A 17,338-nucleotide genomic window follows, 5' to 3' on the forward strand; every position below is an offset into this window, starting at 1 on the left:
GAGACACGACCATGTATGCCACCAGCTACCACCGCGCCTCCTCGGTCGATGAGGCGGTCAACCTGCGCTCCTCTCATGACGAGGGGCGCTACCTCTCCGGCGGCATGACGCTGATCGCCACGATGAAGCAGCGGCTTGCCGCTCCCTCGGACCTGATCGATCTGCGCCATATCGCTGCCCTGAAGGGTATCACCGTGGACGGCCACACCGTGCGCATCGGCGGTGCCACGCCGCATGCGGATGTGGCCTCGTCTGCGGCCGTTTGTGCGGTCTGTCCGGCCATCTGCGAGCTTGCCGCCATGATCGGCGATCCGCATGTGCGCCACATGGGCACGATCGGCGGATCGATTGCCAACAACGATCCGGCGGCCGATTATCCGGCCGCCATGCTGGCACTTGCGGCAACGATCATCACCGACCGCCGCGAAATTCCGGCGGAAGAGTTCTTCACGGGCCTCTTCGAAACCGCGCTTGAAGAGGGCGAACTGGTAACAGCGGTCTCCTTCGAGGCGCCCGAAAAGGCAGGCTATGCGAAATTCCGCAACCCGGCCTCGCGCTATGCGATCACCGGTGTCTTTGTTGCAAAAGCGGCAGGCGGTGTGCGGGTTGCGGTGACGGGGGCCGGATCGAACGGCGTGTTTCGCGCCGAAACGATCGAGGCGGCCCTTGCGGCCGACTGGTCGCCCGAATCACCCAAGGCGGCTTCGATCGACCCGGCGGACCTCATGTCGGACATGCATGCGAGCGCCGAATACCGCGCCAATCTGGTGCGGGTCATGGCCAAACGCGCCGTCATCGCGGCCGGCTAAGCTTTCCAAGGCGAGCAACTGGGGCGGCTTCGGCCGCCCCCTTTTTGCGTTCTCTTGATGCAAATCAACTTTCTCTTATCGATGGTCCTATAAATTCAAATTGGAATAATTCAAAAAAACGGTCCAATTGCCGCAGGTAGTACGGAATCGTACCCGCCGGGGTTGACGCAAAAGCGCCGAGGACCGAAAAACAATGCCAGATTCTGGAGTGTGAGAATGGATTTCGAGGCATTTTTCAAGGGCGAGCTGGACAGCCTTCATCAGGAAGGCCGCTACCGCGTGTTCGCGGACCTCGAAAGACATCGCGGCGCATTTCCCCGCGCCACCCGCCATACGCCGGAAGGCAAGCGGGACGTCACCGTCTGGTGTTCGAACGACTATCTCGGCATGGGCCAGCATCCGGCCGTGATCGAGGCCATGAAAGAAGCCATCGATCACTGTGGCGCGGGTGCGGGAGGCACCCGGAATATTTCTGGCACCACGCATTACCATGTTCTTCTCGAGCAGGAACTGGCCGATCTCCATGGCAAGGAAGCCGGCCTGATCTTCAATTCCGGCTACATGTCCAACTGGGCAACGCTAGGCACGCTTGGACAGAAGATTCCGGGCCTCATCATCTTTTCCGATGCGCTGAACCATGCCTCGATGATCGAGGGCATTCGTCACGGCAAGTGCGAGCGCGTCATCTGGAAGCACAACGATCTGAATGATCTCGAAGCCAAGCTGAAGGCGGCCGATCCGAAGGCGCCGAAGATGATCGCGTTCGAGAGCGTCTATTCCATGGATGGCGATATCGCGCCCATTCGCCAGATCTGCGATCTGGCCGACCAGTACGGCGCCATGACCTATCTCGATGAAGTGCATGCCGTTGGCATGTATGGTCCGCGCGGCGGCGGCATTGCCGAACGCGAAGGCCTGATGGACCGCATCACCATCATTGAAGGCACGCTCGGCAAGGCCTTTGGCGTGATGGGCGGCTATATCGCCGCTTCGCATGCCGTGTGCGATTTCATCCGCTCCTTTGCCTCGGGCTTCATCTTCACCACGGCCCTGCCGCCGGCGCTTGCCGCCGGTGCCGTTGCCTCCATCAGCCATTTGAAGAACAGCCCGTTCGAGCGCGCCCGCCACCAGGACCGCGTGCGCAAGCTGCGCGCGTCGCTCGATGCCCGCGGCATTCCGCACATGACCAATCCAAGCCATATCGTGCCGGTCATGGTGGGCGATGCGGCCAAGTGCAAATGGATCTCGGACCTGCTGCTGGATCATTCCGACGTCTATGTGCAGCCGATCAACTACCCGACGGTGCCGCGCAAGACAGAACGCCTGCGCATTACCCCGACGCCTTTGCATTCGGATGCCGATATCGAGCATCTGGTCGGCGCCCTGCACCAGCTCTGGTCGCGTTGCGCACTGGCCCGCGCCGTCGCTTAAGAGCAACATTCTCTGCTTGAACTCAAGGGACGGATCATGGAGACATGATCCGTCCTTAGTTTTTTGCAGGAGTGTCGGCCATGGCCATGGATCGTGTACATCGTCTTCTCGACCAGGTGACAGCCAGCGGCCGCATCACCGGTGCGGTGGTCCTGATCTTTCGCGATGGTGTGCCCGTTCTGGAGCGCGCCGTCGGCTATCAGGACCGCGAGGCCGGTGTGCCGGTCGGCATCGATACGATCTTCCGCTATGCCTCGGTTACCAAGCCTATCGTTGCGGCGACCGCCCTTGCCATGGTCGAGCGGGGTCTGCTGACGCTGAATGATGCGGTGGCGGATCACCTGCCGTGGTTTGTGCCGCTCGATCCGGATGGAACGCCGGCTGATCTTCGTGTCCGGCACCTCATCACCCACACATCCGGCCTTGCCTATGATGCGAGCCTGGAGCGGCTTGCGCCCGATCGCGTCGTCAATCAGGGGCTTAGCGATACCAACGTGTCGCTGGAGGAAAATTTTTCGCGGTTGAGCGGCGCAAAGCTTGCCTTCCGCCCGGGTGAACAATGGGCCTATTCCACCAGCATCGATGTTCTGGGCGCCGTCTTGGAGCGGGTGCATGGCGCAACGCTGGAAGATGCCGTCGTCCGCTACGTGGCTGAGCCCCTGCAGATGCGGGATGCGCGTTTCCGTGTCACGGATCTTTCGCGGCTGGCGGTCGCCTATGCCGATGCACCCGATGGCCCGGTGCGCATGCCCGATCCCTGGCATGCGCAGAACGATACCGGCTTTGAAGCCTGCTTTTCACCCTCCCGCATCTTCAACGATCGGGCCTTTCAGTCCGGCGGTGCCGGCATGGCGGGGACGGCGCGCGATGTGATGCGGCTTCTGGAGACGGTCCGCACGGGTGGCGATCCGCTGTTTTCCCGCGAGATGGCCGAGGCTGGCCTTTCCAACCAGATCGGCGATGTGCCCGGCAATCCCGGCCAGCGTTTTGGCTATTTCGGCGCGATCATCACCGATCCGGCGGCGGCCATGACGGCGCTTCCGGCGGGTGCGGTGCAATGGGGCGGCGTTTACGGCAATACCTGGTTCATCCTGCCGGATCAGGGTGTGACGGTCGTCAGCCTCTCCAACAATGCCATGGAAGGCTGCAACGGCGCCTATGCGGAAGATCTGCGTGCCGCCGTCTGCGCCGATCTTGCCGCATAAGGGGCTGCTGTCCGGGGCGTGGACATCGGTGCCGCAGGCACTCCGGGCTTGCGGATTTGACCGACGTCAAGTCTGCGGTAGCCGCGAGAGGGCCCGTTTTGCCGGCCGCTAGCCTATTGACCTACAACTATTTTCCAGCTTCCTTGACCGCGCGGCAAGCGGTAGCGATAAGAGGCTGAAGCCGGGAGGGATCATGCGCGCAGTTTTGAATGAGGTCGAGGTGCGTCGCGCCGAAGCGCGGCTCGGGGGCGGACAGAAACGCATCGATGCCCAGCATGCCAAGGGCAAGCTCACGGCGCGCGAACGGATCGAGGTGCTGCTCGATGAGGGCTCGTTCGAAGAATACGACATGTATGTGACCCACCGCGCCGTGGATTTCGGCATGGCCGAGCAGAAGGTGGCCGGCGATGGCGTCGTCACCGGCTGGGGCACGATCAACGGCCGCCAGGTCTATGTGTTTTCCCAGGATTTTACCGTGCTCGGCGGCTCGCTGTCGGAAACCCATGCACAGAAAATCTGCAAGATCATGGATATGGCGGTGCGCGTCGGCGCGCCGGTGATCGGACTGAATGATTCCGGCGGCGCCCGCATCCAGGAGGGGGTTGCCTCGCTTGCCGGTTATGCGGAAGTCTTCCGCCGCAACGCCGAGGCCTCCGGCGTCATTCCGCAGATTTCCGTGATCATGGGCCCCTGCGCCGGCGGCGCTGTCTATTCGCCCGCCATGACCGATTTCATCTTCATGGTGCGCGACACCTCCTACATGTTCGTGACCGGTCCTGACGTGGTCAAGACCGTGACGAACGAGATCGTGACCGCCGAAGAACTCGGCGGTGCCTCGACCCATACGAAAAAATCGTCGGTGGCCGATGCGGCCTATGAGAACGATGTCGAAACGCTGGAGGCGGTGCGCCAGCTATTTGATTTCCTGCCTCTCAACAACCGCGAAAAGCCGCCGGTGCGTCCCTTCCACGACGATCCGGCCCGCATCGAGACGCGGCTCGACACTCTGATCCCCGACAGCGCGGCCAAGCCTTATGACATGGCGGAGCTGATCCGGGCCGTGGCCGACGAGGGCGATTTCTTCGAGATCCAGGAGGCCTTTGCCCGCAACATCATCACCGGCTTCATTCGCCTGGAGGGCCAGACGATCGGGGTGGTTGCCAACCAGCCCATGGTACTTGCGGGATGTCTCGATATCGATGCCTCGCGCAAGGCGGCCCGCTTCGTGCGCTTCTGCGATGCCTTTTCGATCCCGCTTCTGACGCTCGTCGATGTGCCGGGCTTCCTGCCGGGTGTGGCGCAGGAATATGGCGGCGTCATCAAGCATGGCGCAAAGCTGCTGTTTGCCTATTCGGAGGCAACCGTTCCGATGGTGACGCTGATCACGCGCAAGGCCTATGGCGGCGCCTATGACGTGATGGCATCCAAACACATCGGTGCCGATGTGAACTATGCCTGGCCAACGGCCGAAATTGCCGTGATGGGCGCCAAGGGCGCGACCGAAATCCTCTATCGTTCCGAGCTTGGCGATCCGGACAAGATTGCCGCCCGCACGAAAGAATACGAGGAGCGGTTCGCCAATCCCTTCGTCGCGGCCGAGCGCGGCTTCATCGATGAAGTGATCATGCCGCATTCCTCGCGCCGTCGCATCGCACGCGCTTTTGCAAGCCTTCGAAACAAGCAGGTGACGACGCACTGGAAAAAGCACGATACCATTCCGCTGTAAGGGCCGGGCGATGCCTGTTCTCCTCAGATGGCATGGCCACCGCTTCCTGTTTTACTCGATGGAGTTGGGTGAGCCGCCTCATGTGCATGTGTTGAAGGACGGGAAGCAGTTGAAGGTGTGGCTTGCGGATCTGCGGGTTGCGCGCAACGTCGGTTTTGCGCAACACGAGGTGAATGATATTCTGAAAGTCATCGCCGCGCATCGGCAAGGATTTACGGAGGCATGGCATGACTACTTTGGACATTGATGAGAAGCAGCTGCTGATTGCCGATGTGGATGTCGGCACTGATACGGTTGTCTTCAAAATGATGGACGGTCGAAAAATCGAAGCGCCCCTCTGGTGGTATCCGCGGCTGCATGCGGCCTCCGCGAGTGAAAGAAAGAACTGGGAGATCCTGCCTTTCGGGGATGCCGTCGGTTGGGAGAATCTGGACGAGTATATCAGTGCGAAGGCTTTGATCGTGGGCGGTGCCGCCCCCGGCGCCAAGCCGCCGGCAGAAGCCGCCGAATGAATTCGCACGGCGCATAAAAAAATGATGCCGGCTCTACAGCGGCGGCCGATCCGGTTCCTATATCCGGATGGGCGCCTGCAGCGCCCGGTTTGCAACAAGGACAGAATTTCATGACCGATACGAAATTTCCCCCCGAAAACAATTTGCCCGCAGGCTACCAGCCGCCGAAGGTCTGGACCTGGGAGCCGGGCAATGGCGGCCAGTTCGCCAGCATCAACCGTCCGACAGCCGGCGCGCAGACCGAGGTGGAACGCAAGGTCGGCAAGCATCCGCTGCAGCTTTATTCGCTGGCGACGCCGAACGGCCAGAAGGTGACGATCCTGCTCGAAGAGCTGCTGGCGGCCGGTCATTCCGGTGCCGAATACGATGCCTGGCTGATCAATATCGGCAAGGGCGAGCAGTTCGGCTCCGGCTTTGTCGAGGTGAACCCCAATTCCAAGATCCCGGCGCTGGCCGACCACGCCCCGAAGGATGGCGGCGCGCCCATCCGTCTGTTCGAGTCCGCCTCGATCATGACCTATCTGGCGGAAAAGTTCGGCGCCTTCCTGCCGACCGACCCGCGTGCCCGCGCCGAGACCTTGAACTGGCTGTTCTGGCAGATGGGTTCCGCCCCGTTTGTCGGCGGCGGTTTCGGTCACTTCTTCTCCTATGCGCCGATGAAGATCCAGTATGCGATCGATCGTTATGCCATGGAAGCAAAGCGCCAGCTCGACGTGCTGAACCGCCAGCTGGCCGACAACGAGTTCGTCGCCGGCAGCGAATACACCATCGCCGACATGGCGATCTGGCCCTGGTATGGGCGCTTGGCGCTCGACCAGTCCTATCCGGATGCCGGCACGTTCCTGTCCACCCACGAGTATGCGCATGTGCTGCGCTGGGCAAAGCAGCTTGCCGAGCGTACGGCCCTGAAGCGCGGCATCATGGTCAACAAGACCTCCGGCCCGCTTTCAGAACAGCTGCATGAACGCCACGACGCCTCCGACTTCGACACGAAGACGCAGGACAAGATCGCTGCGGCGTAAGGAGACGAAGCATGGCCCGCCCACCCGAAATGACCAAGCATCGCGGCTTCCCTTCCGGGTTGCCGGGCCATGGCCATCACTTCACCATCCGTCGCGCCAATGAAAAGGGCGCGACACCCTTGAAACCCCTGCAGCGTCTCGCCCGCCCGAACACGATCGAGCAGAAGGTGGATGCGGCCTTTCTGCATGCGCTCTGGCACCATTTCGGGCCTGAACCCTTTGAACGGGGCAATCTGGATGCCGGGCGGCTGAACCTGCTCTTCGGACGCGAGGTCGTGCCGGCGGAACACCCGTTCGACCCGACCTCCTATGATGCGCTGCTGCGGATAGACGAGAAGGTCGCACGCAAGAGCTTTCCGGAATCCTTCGACGACGTATTCGAGGTCTGATGCCATGGCAAAAGAGCCTCTGATGCCAAAACACCAGGGCTTTCCGGCGGGCCTGCCGGGAACGCAGTGGCAATATACGCTGCGCCGGCCAAACCCGAAGGTGACACCGCTCACCAACTGGCCGCGGCACCGCACGATGGACCAGACGGTGGCGCTCGCCGACCTCGGTTTCGTCCAGGCGCTCTGGCAGTTTTTCGGCACCGAGCCCTTCGAGCGCGGCAATCTGGATGGCGAACGCCTGTGCCGCCTCTTCGGACGGGAAGTGATTGCTGCCGAGCGCGGCTTTGATCCGCAATCCTATTTCGCCAAGCTGAAGCTCAATGAACCCTTGGCGCGGAAAAACTTTCCCGATGCGTTCGGCGACGTGAAGAACGAGCAGAGCGTGGCCAAGGGGCTGAAGAAGCAGGCGCGAGACTAGCGAGGGGAGGCACTGCGGATGGTGGGAGGACATTCAATGACGGGTGAAGCAACACGCACCGTCTCTCTGGCCGCCAACAGAGCCGGAGCCCCCGACGACGTGCCACCACGTCATCTTACCATCAACGAAACGCCGGTTGCGGGAGGCAATCACCAGTGATCTCCAAAATACTCATTGCCAACCGTGGCGAAATCGCCTGCCGGGTCATCAAGACGGCGAAGAAGATGGGCATCAAGACGGTTGCCGTCTATTCGGATGCCGATGCCAATGCGCTGCATGTCGCCATGGCGGACGAGGCGGTGCATATCGGGCCTGCACCGTCGAACCAGTCCTATATCGTCATCGACAAGATCCTGGACGCGATCCGCAAGACCGGGGCCGACGCGGTGCATCCGGGCTATGGCTTCCTGTCCGAAAACCCGCTGTTCGCCGAGGCGCTGGAGAAAGAAGGCGTCATCTTCATCGGCCCGCCGGTCGGTGCCATTCAGGCCATGGGCGACAAGATCACCTCGAAGAAACTTGCCGCTGAAGCGGGCGTCTCCACTGTGCCCGGCCATATGGGGCTGATCGAGGATGCCGAGGAGGCGGTGAAGATTTCCTCCGCCATCGGTTATCCCGTCATGATCAAGGCCTCGGCCGGCGGTGGCGGCAAGGGCATGCGCATTGCCTGGAACGATGCGGAGGCCCGCGAAGGATTCCAATCGTCGAAGAACGAGGCGAAGAACTCGTTTGGCGACGACCGCATCTTCATCGAGAAATTCGTCACCCAGCCGCGCCATATCGAGATCCAGGTTCTGGGCGACAAGCACGGCAACTGCCTCTATCTAGGCGAGCGTGAATGCTCCATCCAGCGGCGCAACCAGAAAGTCATCGAGGAGGCGCCATCGCCTTTTCTTGACGAAAAGACCCGCCGCGCCATGGGCGAGCAGGCCGTGGCGCTGGCAAAGGCGGTGGGGTACCACTCGGCCGGCACGGTGGAATTCATCGTCGATGGCGACCGTAATTTCTATTTTCTGGAAATGAACACCCGCCTGCAGGTGGAGCATCCGGTGACGGAGCTGGTGACCGGCATCGATCTGGTCGAACAGATGATCCGGGTGGCCTCCGACGAAAAGCTGTCCTTTGGCCAGGAGGATGTGACGCTGAATGGCTGGGCGGTCGAAAGCCGGCTCTATGCCGAAGATCCGTTCCGCAATTTCTTGCCCTCGATCGGTCGCCTGACCCGCTATCGCCCGCCGTTGGAAGGAAAGACGCCGGAGGGCACCGTGGTGCGCAACGATACCGGCGTCTTCGAGGGCGGCGAGATTTCGATGTATTACGATCCGATGATCGCAAAACTCTGCACCTGGGCACCGACGCGGCTTGCCGCCATCGATGCGATGTCGGCAGCGCTTGACGATTTCGAGGTGGAAGGCATCGGCCATAACCTGCCCTTCCTGTCGGCGGTGATGAACCAGGAGCGGTTTCGTTCGGGAAAGATCACCACGGCCTATATTGCCGAGGAATTCGCAGACGGCTTCTTGGGCGTGTCGCCCGATGACGCCGCCGCCCAAACGCTTGCGGCGGTGGCGGCCGTGATCAACCGCATCCTGCAACTGCGGGCCGCCCAGATTTCCGGCACCATCGGCAATCACGCCCGCGTGGTCGGCGCCGACTGGGTCGTGTCGCTGGGGGAGAGCGAGCATGTTGTCAGCCTGTCGGGTGCCAAGGATGCATATCTGGTGGCCTTCGAAGATGGCGATACACTGTCCGTGGTTGCGGCCTGGCAGCCTGGCCAGAGCCATGCGCATTTCACCGTGGCGGGTAAAACGCTCGGCGTAAAGGTCGATCTCGTCGGTTCGGCCATCCGTCTTCGCCTGCGCGGCATGGATGTGATGGCGCGCGTGCGCTCTCCGCGCGTGGCGCAACTGGCGCGGCTGATGCCCGTCAAGCTGCCGCCGGACACGTCGAAAATGCTGCTTTGCCCTATGCCCGGTGTGATCACGTCCGTGACGGTTTCAGCCGGAGAGACGGTGGAGGCCGGCCAGACGCTGGCAACCGTCGAAGCCATGAAAATGGAAAACGTGCTGAAGGCCGAACGGCAGGGCGTCGTGAAGCGCGTCGCGGCCACTGCCGGTCAAAGCCTCGCGGTCGATGAACTCATCATGGAGTTCGAGTAGTGGGGGCTTCTCTGCGAAAGGAGCTGCGCATTCTTGGAGCCCGGTTTTCGGCGGGGGGTGTCCTGACGGTTCTGGACGCCATCTCTGTTGTAACCGGAAAGGCGCTCGATCCAATCGCCGATCATCCGCATCCAGTTGGGGGGGTGACCAAGGCTCGAATGGCAGATGGGTCATACGTCCCTTCCATGCTGGCTCAGCCGCTTCAGCATGTGGTGCCTGTGGTCTTGGCCGCCGAAGAAAACGGCAAGCACGTTGACGGTGCTGTTTTTCTCATCGATCTGAAAATAGAAGATCGCCCGGTCCTTGGTGACATGCCGCAGGTCGGGTTGAAGGTCGTTGTGCAGAGTTCCCTGATGGGGATGGTGTGCAAGATTTTCCAGATCTTCGGAGATAGCGGTCACGCGGGCAGCCGCGCGTTCATAGGCTTCTCCGACGGAATCGCCCATCCCCAGATAGGCACCGAGCAGATGGTCGAAGATGTGATCGAAGTCGCTGCCAACCCGCGCGGCAAGCTTGATTCTATAAACCAAGAGCGGCCTTCTTCCTGGAAAGCATGTCCTGAATCTGTTGTTTGCTTTCTTCCATCGTCAGGAATGGCCCCTGGCGCCGCTCATCCAGAAGAGCCCGCAGTGCCGCCAGTTCAGCCTCTTTCATCTCGGTCTGCTCACGCAGTAGTTCCAGCCCCTGCTGCACCACGGCGCTTACACTGGAATAGCGGCCTTCCTCAACCAGTCGGCGGGCGAATGCATCCTGCTGGTCGGACATGGAAACGGATGCTTTTACAGTCATGGCTAAGGGCTCCCGTGAGGAATAAGCCTAATATGCTACTGAGTAGCAATCTCGTCAAACTCAATGCCGCGCCGATCATGGCCGTAGCACCCGGAGGATCAGCCCGATGACCAGAAAGACCGTTGCAGACTGGCAGGCGCTTGCCGAAAAGGAGCTGAAGGCATCCCCCGACAGCCTCATCTGGAACACGCCGGAAGGCATTGCCGTGAAACCGCTCTATACGGCAGAGGATCTGGCCGGCATCGACCATCTGGAGACGCTGCCGGGTTTTGCTCCCTTCGTGCGCGGCCCGCGCGCCACCATGTATGCCGGCAGGCTCTGGACGATCCGGCAATATGCCGGCTTCTCGACCGCCGAGGAAAGCAACGCCTTCTATCGGAAAAATCTCGCCGCCGGCCAGAAGGGGCTTTCCGTCGCCTTCGACCTGGCAACCCATCGCGGCTACGACAGCGATCATCCACGCGTCGAGGGCGATGTCGGCAAGGCCGGTGTCGCCATCGATTCGGTCGAGGACATGAAGATCCTGTTTGACGGCATTCCGCTGAAAGACATGTCGGTGTCCATGACCATGAACGGCGCGGTCATCCCGATCCTTGCCAATTTCATCGTGGCGGGTGAGGAGCAGGGCTGTTCGCGGGCGGAACTCTCCGGCACCATTCAGAACGATATTCTGAAGGAGTTCATGGTCCGCAACACCTATATCTATCCGCCGGAACCCTCGATGCGGATCATTGCGGATATCATTGCCTATACGGCCAAGGAGATGCCGAAGTTCAACTCCATCTCGATCTCCGGCTACCACATGCAGGAAGCCGGCGCGACGCTCACCCAGGAGCTTGCCTTCACCCTGGCCGATGGGCGCGAATATGTGCGTGCGGCGCTCGCCAAGGGCTTGAATGTCGATGAGTTCGCCGGCCGCCTGTCGTTCTTTTTTGCCATCGGCATGAACTTCTTCATGGAGGCGGCAAAGCTTCGCGCGGCCCGCCTGCTCTGGTCAAAGATCATGGCCGAGTTCGAGCCGAAGAAGGCCGGCTCGCTGATGCTGCGTACCCATTGCCAGACGTCGGGCGTGTCTTTGGCCGAGCAAGACCCGTATAACAACGTCATCCGCACCGCTTATGAGGCGCTGTCGGCGGTGCTGGGCGGCACCCAGTCGCTGCACACCAATGCGCTCGATGAGGCGATGGCGCTGCCGAGCGAATTTTCCGCCCGCATTGCCCGCAACACGCAGCTGATCCTCCAGCACGAGACGGGGGTGACCAAGGTGGTCGATCCCTTGGCCGGCTCCTATTATGTCGAAAGCCTGACCAAGGAGCTTGCGGACAAGGCCTGGGCGCTGATCGAGGAGGTGGAAAGCCTGGGCGGCATGACGAAGGCTGTAGCCGACGGCCTGCCCAAACGCCTGATCGAGGAGGCCGCCACCCGCCGTCAGGCCGCCGTGGACCGGGCGGAAGAAATCATCGTCGGGGTCAACAAATACCGCCTCGAAAACGAGGAGCCGATCGATATCCTGGCCATCGACAATACGGCGGTGCGGGAAGCCCAGATCCGCCGGTTGGAGACGCTGCGCCGGCAGCGCGATCCGTCGCGTGTTGCCGCAGCCCTTGCGCTTCTGACCGAAGTTGCCGAAACCGGCGAGGGCAATCTTCTGGCCGCTGCCGTGGACGCGGCGCGTGCCCGCGCAACGGTCGGCGAGATCTCGGACGCCATGCGCCAGGTGTTTGGCGATCATTCCGCAACGCCCGATGTCGTCCATGATATCTACGGTGCCGCCTATGACGGCGATCCGGAATACCAGATGTTGGCGCAGCGCTTGTCACAGTTTGCCGAGGCAACCGCCCTCAAGCCGAAAATGCTGGTCGCCAAGCTCGGTCAGGATGGGCACGACCGCGGTGCCAAGGTGATTGCATCCGCCTTCGGCGATCTCGGTTTTGAGGTGGTGGCTGGACCGCTGTTCCAGACGCCGGAAGAGGCGGCGGATCTTGCCATTGCGGAAAAGGTGCAGGTTGTGGGCATGTCTTCGCTGGCGGCCGGCCACAAGACGCTTGGCCCGCAACTGGTGCAAGCGCTGCGGGCAAAGGGGGCGAAGGATATCATCGTGGTGATCGGCGGCGTCATTCCCCGCCAGGATTACCAGCACTTGCTGGATGCCGGCATTGCCGCCGTCTTCGGCCCCGGCACCAATGTGCTCGATGCCGCCCGCGCCATTCTTGATCTCATGGAAGGGCGGCGACGCAACGCCTGAGGAGAGGGCTGAGGAACGATTGCCGCGATCAAGCTCGCGCGGTTATCGTAACGCTCTCGGAAAAGTTCCTCGGTTTCAGTCCAGCAGGCGGCGGGCGGCGCGGCGGGCTTCTGCATCCGCCTCGAACACCTCGTCCATGGTGGTGGCCGGGGGCAGGTGAGCGAGCTCCTCCATCACTGCCTCGGTGACCTCGGCCATGGTGAGGAACCCGGTCGTGCCCGAAATGAAGGCTTCAAGCGATACTTCCTTGGCGCCGTTCAGCACGGCACCCTGCACGCCGCCGCGAACCATCGCCATCCGTGCCAGACGAAGGGCCGGGAAGCGCGTCTCGTCCGGAGCCTCGAAGTCGAGCCGTGCCAGCTTCGCAAAATCCAGTCGCTCGACCGGAAGCTGTGCGCGGCGAGGATATTGCAGGGCATAGCCGATGGCATGGCGCATGTCCGGCGCGCCGAGCTGGGCGAGTACCGATCCGTCCGCATAGCCGACCATGGAGTGGATGATCGATTGCGGATGCACGATTACCTCCACCTGATCGGGCGTCAGGTTGAACAGGTGTTTCGCCTCGATCATCTCCAGCGCCTTGTTGAACATCGAGGCGCTGTCGATGGAAATCTTCAGCCCCATCGACCAGTTGGGATGGGTGCGTGCCGTCTCCAGCGTCACATCGGCCATCTGGCTGCGCGAAAAGGTGCGGAACGGGCCGCCGGAGGCGGTCAGGATGACGCGCTCCACCGCATGGCGCTGGTTTTCCTCCAGCACCTGGAAGATCGCGTTGTGCTCGCTGTCGACGGGAAGCAACCGGCCGCCGCCCTGGCGGATGGCCCCCAAAAAAAGATCGCCGGCGGACACCAGGCATTCCTTGTTGGCGAGCGCGATGTCGGCGCCGCGGCGGGCCGCGGCCAGTGTCGGCGCAAGGCCGGCCGTGCCGACGATGGCGGCCATGACCACCTGCGCCTCTGCCTCCGCCGCTTCCAGAAGCCCGCTCTGGCCAGCCGCCACTTCAATCCCGGTGCCGGACAAGGCGTCCTTCAGCGCGATATACTGGCTCTCGTCGGCGGTCACTGCAAGCCTTGCGCCATGGCCGATCGCCTGCTCGGCCAGCAGGGCGATATTACCGGCACCGGTCAGCGCCACCATGTCAAAGGCCTCGCGTCCGCCGAGATGGCGCACAACGTCCAGCGTATTGGTGCCGATGGAGCCGGTGGAGCCCAGGATGCTGATGCTGCGCTTTTCAATGGAGGTCATGCGTGAACGATCCGATGTCAGGTGTCGGTGATGTACAGGGCAAGCCTCTCGCTCACAAGCCGATTGGCCGCATTGATTTTGCGCCCCGCAGCCGCCACTTCAAGGCTATGATGGCACGCCATGGTGCGCGCGGGAGATGCGAATGACCGACAGAACAATCACGACCGCCTGCGCGATTGCCGGAGGCGGCCCGGCCGGCATGATGCTTGGCCTGCTTCTGGCGCGCGCCGGCGTCGATGTGACGGTGGTGGAAAAGCACCCCGATTTCCTGCGCGATTTTCGCGGCGACACCATCCACCCCTCGACACTGGAAATCATCTACGAACTTGGCCTTGAAGAGGCCTTCCTGAAACTTCCCCATACGCGTGCGCCAAAACTCTCGGCAGAAATCGGCGGTCGGCCGGTCACCATCGCGGATTTTTCGCGGCTTCCCGTGCGCAACAGGTTTATCGCCTTCATGCCGCAATGGGATTTTCTGGATTTCCTGGCGGGCGAAGCACGGCGCTATCCGAATTTCCGGCTGCTTCTTCAGGCAAAGGTGGCCAACGTTCAGACGGTGGGCAAGCGGGTGACGGGGCTTCTTCTGGAAACGCCGGACGGACCTGTCCGCCTGGATTCAACCCTGGTCGTTGCTGCAGACGGGCGCCACTCGGTGGTGCGTGAAAAGGCGGGACTTGAGGTGGAAACTTTTGGCACGCCCAGCGAAGTGGTCTGGATGAAGCTTTCCAAGCAGGAGGGCGATCCGGCCGAGACGATGGGACATGCCGGGCCGCGTCAGGGCTTCGTCCTCATCGACCGCGGTGATTACTGGCAGTGCGGCTACATCATCCGGCGCGGCACCTTTGCCGAGTTGCGGGCAGGCGATCTGGAAGCCTTTCGCGACAAGGTGCGTGCGGTCTCGCCGCTGCCGGCCGATCGCATGGCGGAAATTCAGACCTGGGAGGATGTCAGCCTGCTGCAGGTGCGCATCGACCGGCTGAAGACCTGGTGGCGGCCGGGGCTGATTGCGATTGGCGATGCGGCCCACGCGATGTCGCCCATCGGTGGCGTCGGCGTCAATCTGGCCATTCAGGATGCGGTTGCGGCCGCCAATCGGTTGGCAGCGCCGTTGCGGGAGGGGCGGTTGACAGATGCGGATCTCGCTGCCGTGGAACGACGCCGTCTATTTCCCACCCGCGCCACGCAAAAGCTGCAGTTGATGATGCGTTCCAGCCGCCGCAAGGACCAGGCCGTGGAGGAGAAAAGCAAGGGACCTCCCGCCTTCATCCGCGGCCTTGCGCGTTTTCCGCTTCTGTCGCATCTCGCCGGCCGGCTGATCGGGCTTGGCTTTCGCCGCGAACATGTCCGAGATGTCCGCTAGAGCGACTGCCGCGCGCTGATTTGGGTCGCGCCCGCGCATTGATCGCCCGGCGGGATGGCGAAAGCCTCGCTCCTGCTTTCTGCCGTAGTGTTGCCATCATCCTTCCAGATGCTAGTGTCATTCAAATAAATTTGATCAGGAGATAAGGCCGTTCGGTGTTTCCCGCTTCGCATCGAACAGTGACACCCGAACCCTTTTCGGTCCTTTATTTTGCAAAAAGACAGGCTGCTTGAAATCCAACACTTCTTGGCAGGGAATGGCCATGACCTTACACCATATGGATGAGACCCTCGTCCGAAACCTCGCCGCCACCTGCGACTGGCGAGACGCCCTGTCGCTGCCCAAAGCTTTGTTTGACTATGTGGCAGGTGTCATCGATGCACGAGAGCCGAGCGTCTATCTCATCGATCTTCTGCCATCGCTGACAGCGGCGATGCAATCTTTCCTCTCCGGGGTCGGCGCCTTCAACATGTCGCCACTGCCGGAAACGGAAGTAGCCATCAGGCGAAGCCGTCTAGTTGACTGCCTGGACGCATTCATGGACGAGGCCCGTCTCAGCCGGCAGAGTGTCGTCTTCCTCGATACGCTGCGCAGCGGCGATCGAACTTAGTCCATTATGTTAGCGCTGTCTTTTGCATGGCATTCGCCAGGTCGGACCCGGCGGGGAGGCTCGATGTCTGGTGCCGATGCAAGCGCTGACGATTTTGTGGAGGCGCCGGCCTTCGCTTTTCAGCTGAACGTCCCATATGAGGGCTGCATTCGCGCGTCTTGCCGCGCTTTGCCAGATATGGGCGTAGAGCTCCCCGGCCAGCGATCACCATCCTGACGCTGGCCTGGCAACTCTCGCCATGCCAACCGATGGACGCTTTTGAATGACATCAGCCCTTGGCCGTCCGGCTTCTCCGCTGAAACGCCTGCGATCCGGTTCCGCCGATGAGTGAACCGGGCGAGGAAGGCCGTAAGCCGAGCCTTGCTGAGACAATCGAGGCGCTTCCCCTGAGGCTTGAGGCGGAGCGGACGACGCTTGGCCAATTGCTGGCAGTGCTTGGCGATCATGCGACGGCGCTGGTCTTGCTGGTCTTTTCCATCCCCGCCATCATCCCGACGCCGGGAATTCCGGCAGGCTTCGTGTTCGGCACGGCCCTTGCACTTCTGGCGGTGCAATTGGTCATCGGCGCCGATCGCTTTTTTCTTCCCGCAAGACTTGCGCGCGTCAATGTTCCCCACCGCCTGTTAGAGGCCATGGCCGTGCGGCTTGGGCCAAAACTTGGCAAACTTGAAACCTGGCTCAAACCGCGTTGGAAGATGCTGAGCGGCAAGCGGGCGCTCAGACCACTTGGCCTCTTCATCTTCGTGATGGCGGTGCTGATCGCCCTGCCAATCCCGTTCGGCAACGTTCTGCCGGGCCTTGCTATCTTCTTCATCGCGCTTGGCCTTGCCCAGCGGGACGGCCTGGCCATTGGCGGCGGCCTTTTCTTCGGTGTTGCCGCCATGGCCTTCAGCGCCTTCATCCTGCTGGGAGGCTGGTGGCTGATCAGCGACTGGCTCGGATGGAGCAGTGGCCCGTCAGCTGGGGTGTAGGCGGCAAGGGAAGACCCCGCCGAGTGCCAAGCAAAGCCCATCTAAAGAGCCTGCTTGCATCTACATGCAGCAAAGAAAATGGTGTCCACGAGAGGATTCGAACCTCCGACCCCAGGATTCATACCACTTCGGCTTTCGCCGCCGCTTGCGCGTTCGTGGTCTGGACTGTCCCTTCACCATGGACCTTTCGGCCTTTAGGTGCTGCCCATCCAGTCTCTACACCTTCACCGGACTTTCGTCCGGAGCTTGGCTCGGGATTGGCAAGCTGGAAGCCCAGCGTAGCGTTCCCCGACTTTGAGCAGATCAATTGCGGCGTTTCCGACCGCAACTCCCAATTGTATTCAGGAATCCTGTGCTCTATCCTGCTGAGCTACGTGGACAATTCGGGTGGCGGTTTCATAACCCAGCCTTTGCCGTCGGGCAAGGGCGAAGGCGGTCAATCGTGCC

17 protein-coding genes are annotated in these 17,338 nt (G+C 61.7%); 14 read left to right on the top strand and 3 right to left on the bottom strand.

Annotated features, from left to right (window positions below):
- Positions 1 to 11 precede the first annotated feature (11 nt).
- From ACEXP3_RS11655 to ACEXP3_RS11700, 10 genes are all read left to right on the top strand, one after another.
- Positions 12 to 809 (top strand): FAD binding domain-containing protein, encoded by a 798-nt coding sequence (locus ACEXP3_RS11655; protein WP_377297405.1) that lies wholly within the window; start codon positions 12 to 14, stop codon positions 807 to 809.
- Positions 810 to 1,025: 216 nt separating this feature from the next.
- The gene (gene hemA / locus ACEXP3_RS11660) at positions 1,026 to 2,240 is read left to right on the top strand and encodes a 5-aminolevulinate synthase (protein WP_377297406.1); all 1,215 of its coding nucleotides are present in this window, start codon (positions 1,026 to 1,028) and stop codon (positions 2,238 to 2,240) included.
- A gap of 80 nt (positions 2,241 to 2,320) precedes the next feature.
- Entirely contained in the window at positions 2,321 to 3,445 is a 1,125-nt protein-coding gene (locus ACEXP3_RS11665) for a serine hydrolase domain-containing protein (protein WP_377297407.1), read from the top strand.
- A gap of 193 nt (positions 3,446 to 3,638) precedes the next feature.
- A complete protein-coding gene (locus ACEXP3_RS11670) occupies positions 3,639 to 5,171 on the top strand; it encodes an acyl-CoA carboxylase subunit beta (RefSeq protein WP_210105803.1) in 1,533 nt (510 codons plus the stop codon).
- Between the two features lie 10 nt (positions 5,172 to 5,181).
- Positions 5,182 to 5,418, top strand: a complete 237-nt coding sequence (locus ACEXP3_RS11675; protein WP_377297408.1) for a DUF4160 domain-containing protein — start codon at positions 5,182 to 5,184, stop codon at positions 5,416 to 5,418.
- Positions 5,408 to 5,683: a DUF2442 domain-containing protein gene (locus ACEXP3_RS11680; RefSeq protein ID WP_377297409.1), complete on the top strand. Its 276-nt coding sequence runs from the start codon at positions 5,408 to 5,410 to the stop codon at positions 5,681 to 5,683. The genes ACEXP3_RS11675 and ACEXP3_RS11680 overlap by 11 nt, the downstream gene beginning before the upstream one ends.
- A gap of 110 nt (positions 5,684 to 5,793) precedes the next feature.
- Entirely contained in the window at positions 5,794 to 6,705 is a 912-nt protein-coding gene (gene yghU, locus ACEXP3_RS11685) for a glutathione-dependent disulfide-bond oxidoreductase (RefSeq protein ID WP_210105800.1), read from the top strand.
- A gap of 11 nt (positions 6,706 to 6,716) precedes the next feature.
- A complete protein-coding gene (locus ACEXP3_RS11690) occupies positions 6,717 to 7,094 on the top strand; it encodes a hypothetical protein (RefSeq protein WP_210105799.1) in 378 nt (125 codons plus the stop codon).
- Positions 7,095 to 7,098: 4 nt separating this feature from the next.
- Complete coding sequence (locus ACEXP3_RS11695) at positions 7,099 to 7,512, top strand: hypothetical protein (RefSeq protein WP_210105798.1); 414 nt, start codon at positions 7,099 to 7,101, stop codon at positions 7,510 to 7,512.
- 155 nt (positions 7,513 to 7,667) lie between these two features.
- Positions 7,668 to 9,671, top strand: coding sequence for an acetyl-CoA carboxylase biotin carboxylase subunit (locus ACEXP3_RS11700; RefSeq protein WP_377297410.1), 2,004 nt, complete (start codon positions 7,668 to 7,670; stop codon positions 9,669 to 9,671).
- 170 nt (positions 9,672 to 9,841) lie between these two features.
- Here ACEXP3_RS11700 and ACEXP3_RS11705 read toward each other — a convergent pair whose 3' ends face one another.
- Together ACEXP3_RS11705 and ACEXP3_RS11710 are read right to left on the bottom strand one after the other, a co-directional pair.
- Complete coding sequence (locus ACEXP3_RS11705; RefSeq protein WP_377297411.1) at positions 9,842 to 10,201, bottom strand: type II toxin-antitoxin system RelE/ParE family toxin; 360 nt, start codon at positions 10,199 to 10,201, stop codon at positions 9,842 to 9,844.
- Complete coding sequence (locus ACEXP3_RS11710; protein ID WP_377297412.1) at positions 10,191 to 10,460, bottom strand: type II toxin-antitoxin system ParD family antitoxin; 270 nt, start codon at positions 10,458 to 10,460, stop codon at positions 10,191 to 10,193. Before ACEXP3_RS11710 ends, ACEXP3_RS11705 begins: the two co-directional genes overlap by 11 nt.
- Before the next feature lie 106 nt (positions 10,461 to 10,566).
- On the opposite strand from ACEXP3_RS11710, the gene scpA reads away from it, so the two are divergent.
- Complete coding sequence (gene scpA, locus ACEXP3_RS11715; RefSeq protein ID WP_377297413.1) at positions 10,567 to 12,705, top strand: methylmalonyl-CoA mutase; 2,139 nt, start codon at positions 10,567 to 10,569, stop codon at positions 12,703 to 12,705.
- A 75-nt stretch (positions 12,706 to 12,780) separates the two neighbouring features.
- Here the strand turns inward: scpA and dxr are convergent, their stop codons facing one another.
- Complete coding sequence (gene dxr, locus ACEXP3_RS11720; protein ID WP_377297414.1) at positions 12,781 to 13,950, bottom strand: 1-deoxy-D-xylulose-5-phosphate reductoisomerase; 1,170 nt, start codon at positions 13,948 to 13,950, stop codon at positions 12,781 to 12,783.
- Positions 13,951 to 14,092: 142 nt separating this feature from the next.
- On the opposite strand from dxr, the gene ACEXP3_RS11725 reads away from it, so the two are divergent.
- The 3 genes from ACEXP3_RS11725 to ACEXP3_RS11735 all read left to right on the top strand — a co-directional run bounded on the left by ACEXP3_RS11725 (position 14,093) and on the right by ACEXP3_RS11735 (position 16,891).
- Positions 14,093 to 15,310 carry an FAD-dependent oxidoreductase gene (locus ACEXP3_RS11725; RefSeq protein WP_377297415.1) on the top strand — a complete coding sequence of 406 codons (1,218 nt, stop codon included), beginning with the start codon at positions 14,093 to 14,095 and terminating at the stop codon, positions 15,308 to 15,310.
- Between the two features lie 262 nt (positions 15,311 to 15,572).
- Positions 15,573 to 15,920: a hypothetical protein gene (locus tag ACEXP3_RS11730; protein ID WP_377297416.1), complete on the top strand. Its 348-nt coding sequence runs from the start codon at positions 15,573 to 15,575 to the stop codon at positions 15,918 to 15,920.
- A 323-nt stretch (positions 15,921 to 16,243) separates the two neighbouring features.
- Positions 16,244 to 16,891: an exopolysaccharide biosynthesis protein gene (locus tag ACEXP3_RS11735; RefSeq protein WP_377297417.1), complete on the top strand. Its 648-nt coding sequence runs from the start codon at positions 16,244 to 16,246 to the stop codon at positions 16,889 to 16,891.
- Positions 16,892 to 17,338 lie beyond the last annotated feature (447 nt).

This window comes from Neorhizobium fuzhouense, assembly GCF_042611105.1.
Lineage (GTDB): Bacteria > Pseudomonadota > Alphaproteobacteria > Rhizobiales > Rhizobiaceae > Neorhizobium > Neorhizobium galegae_A.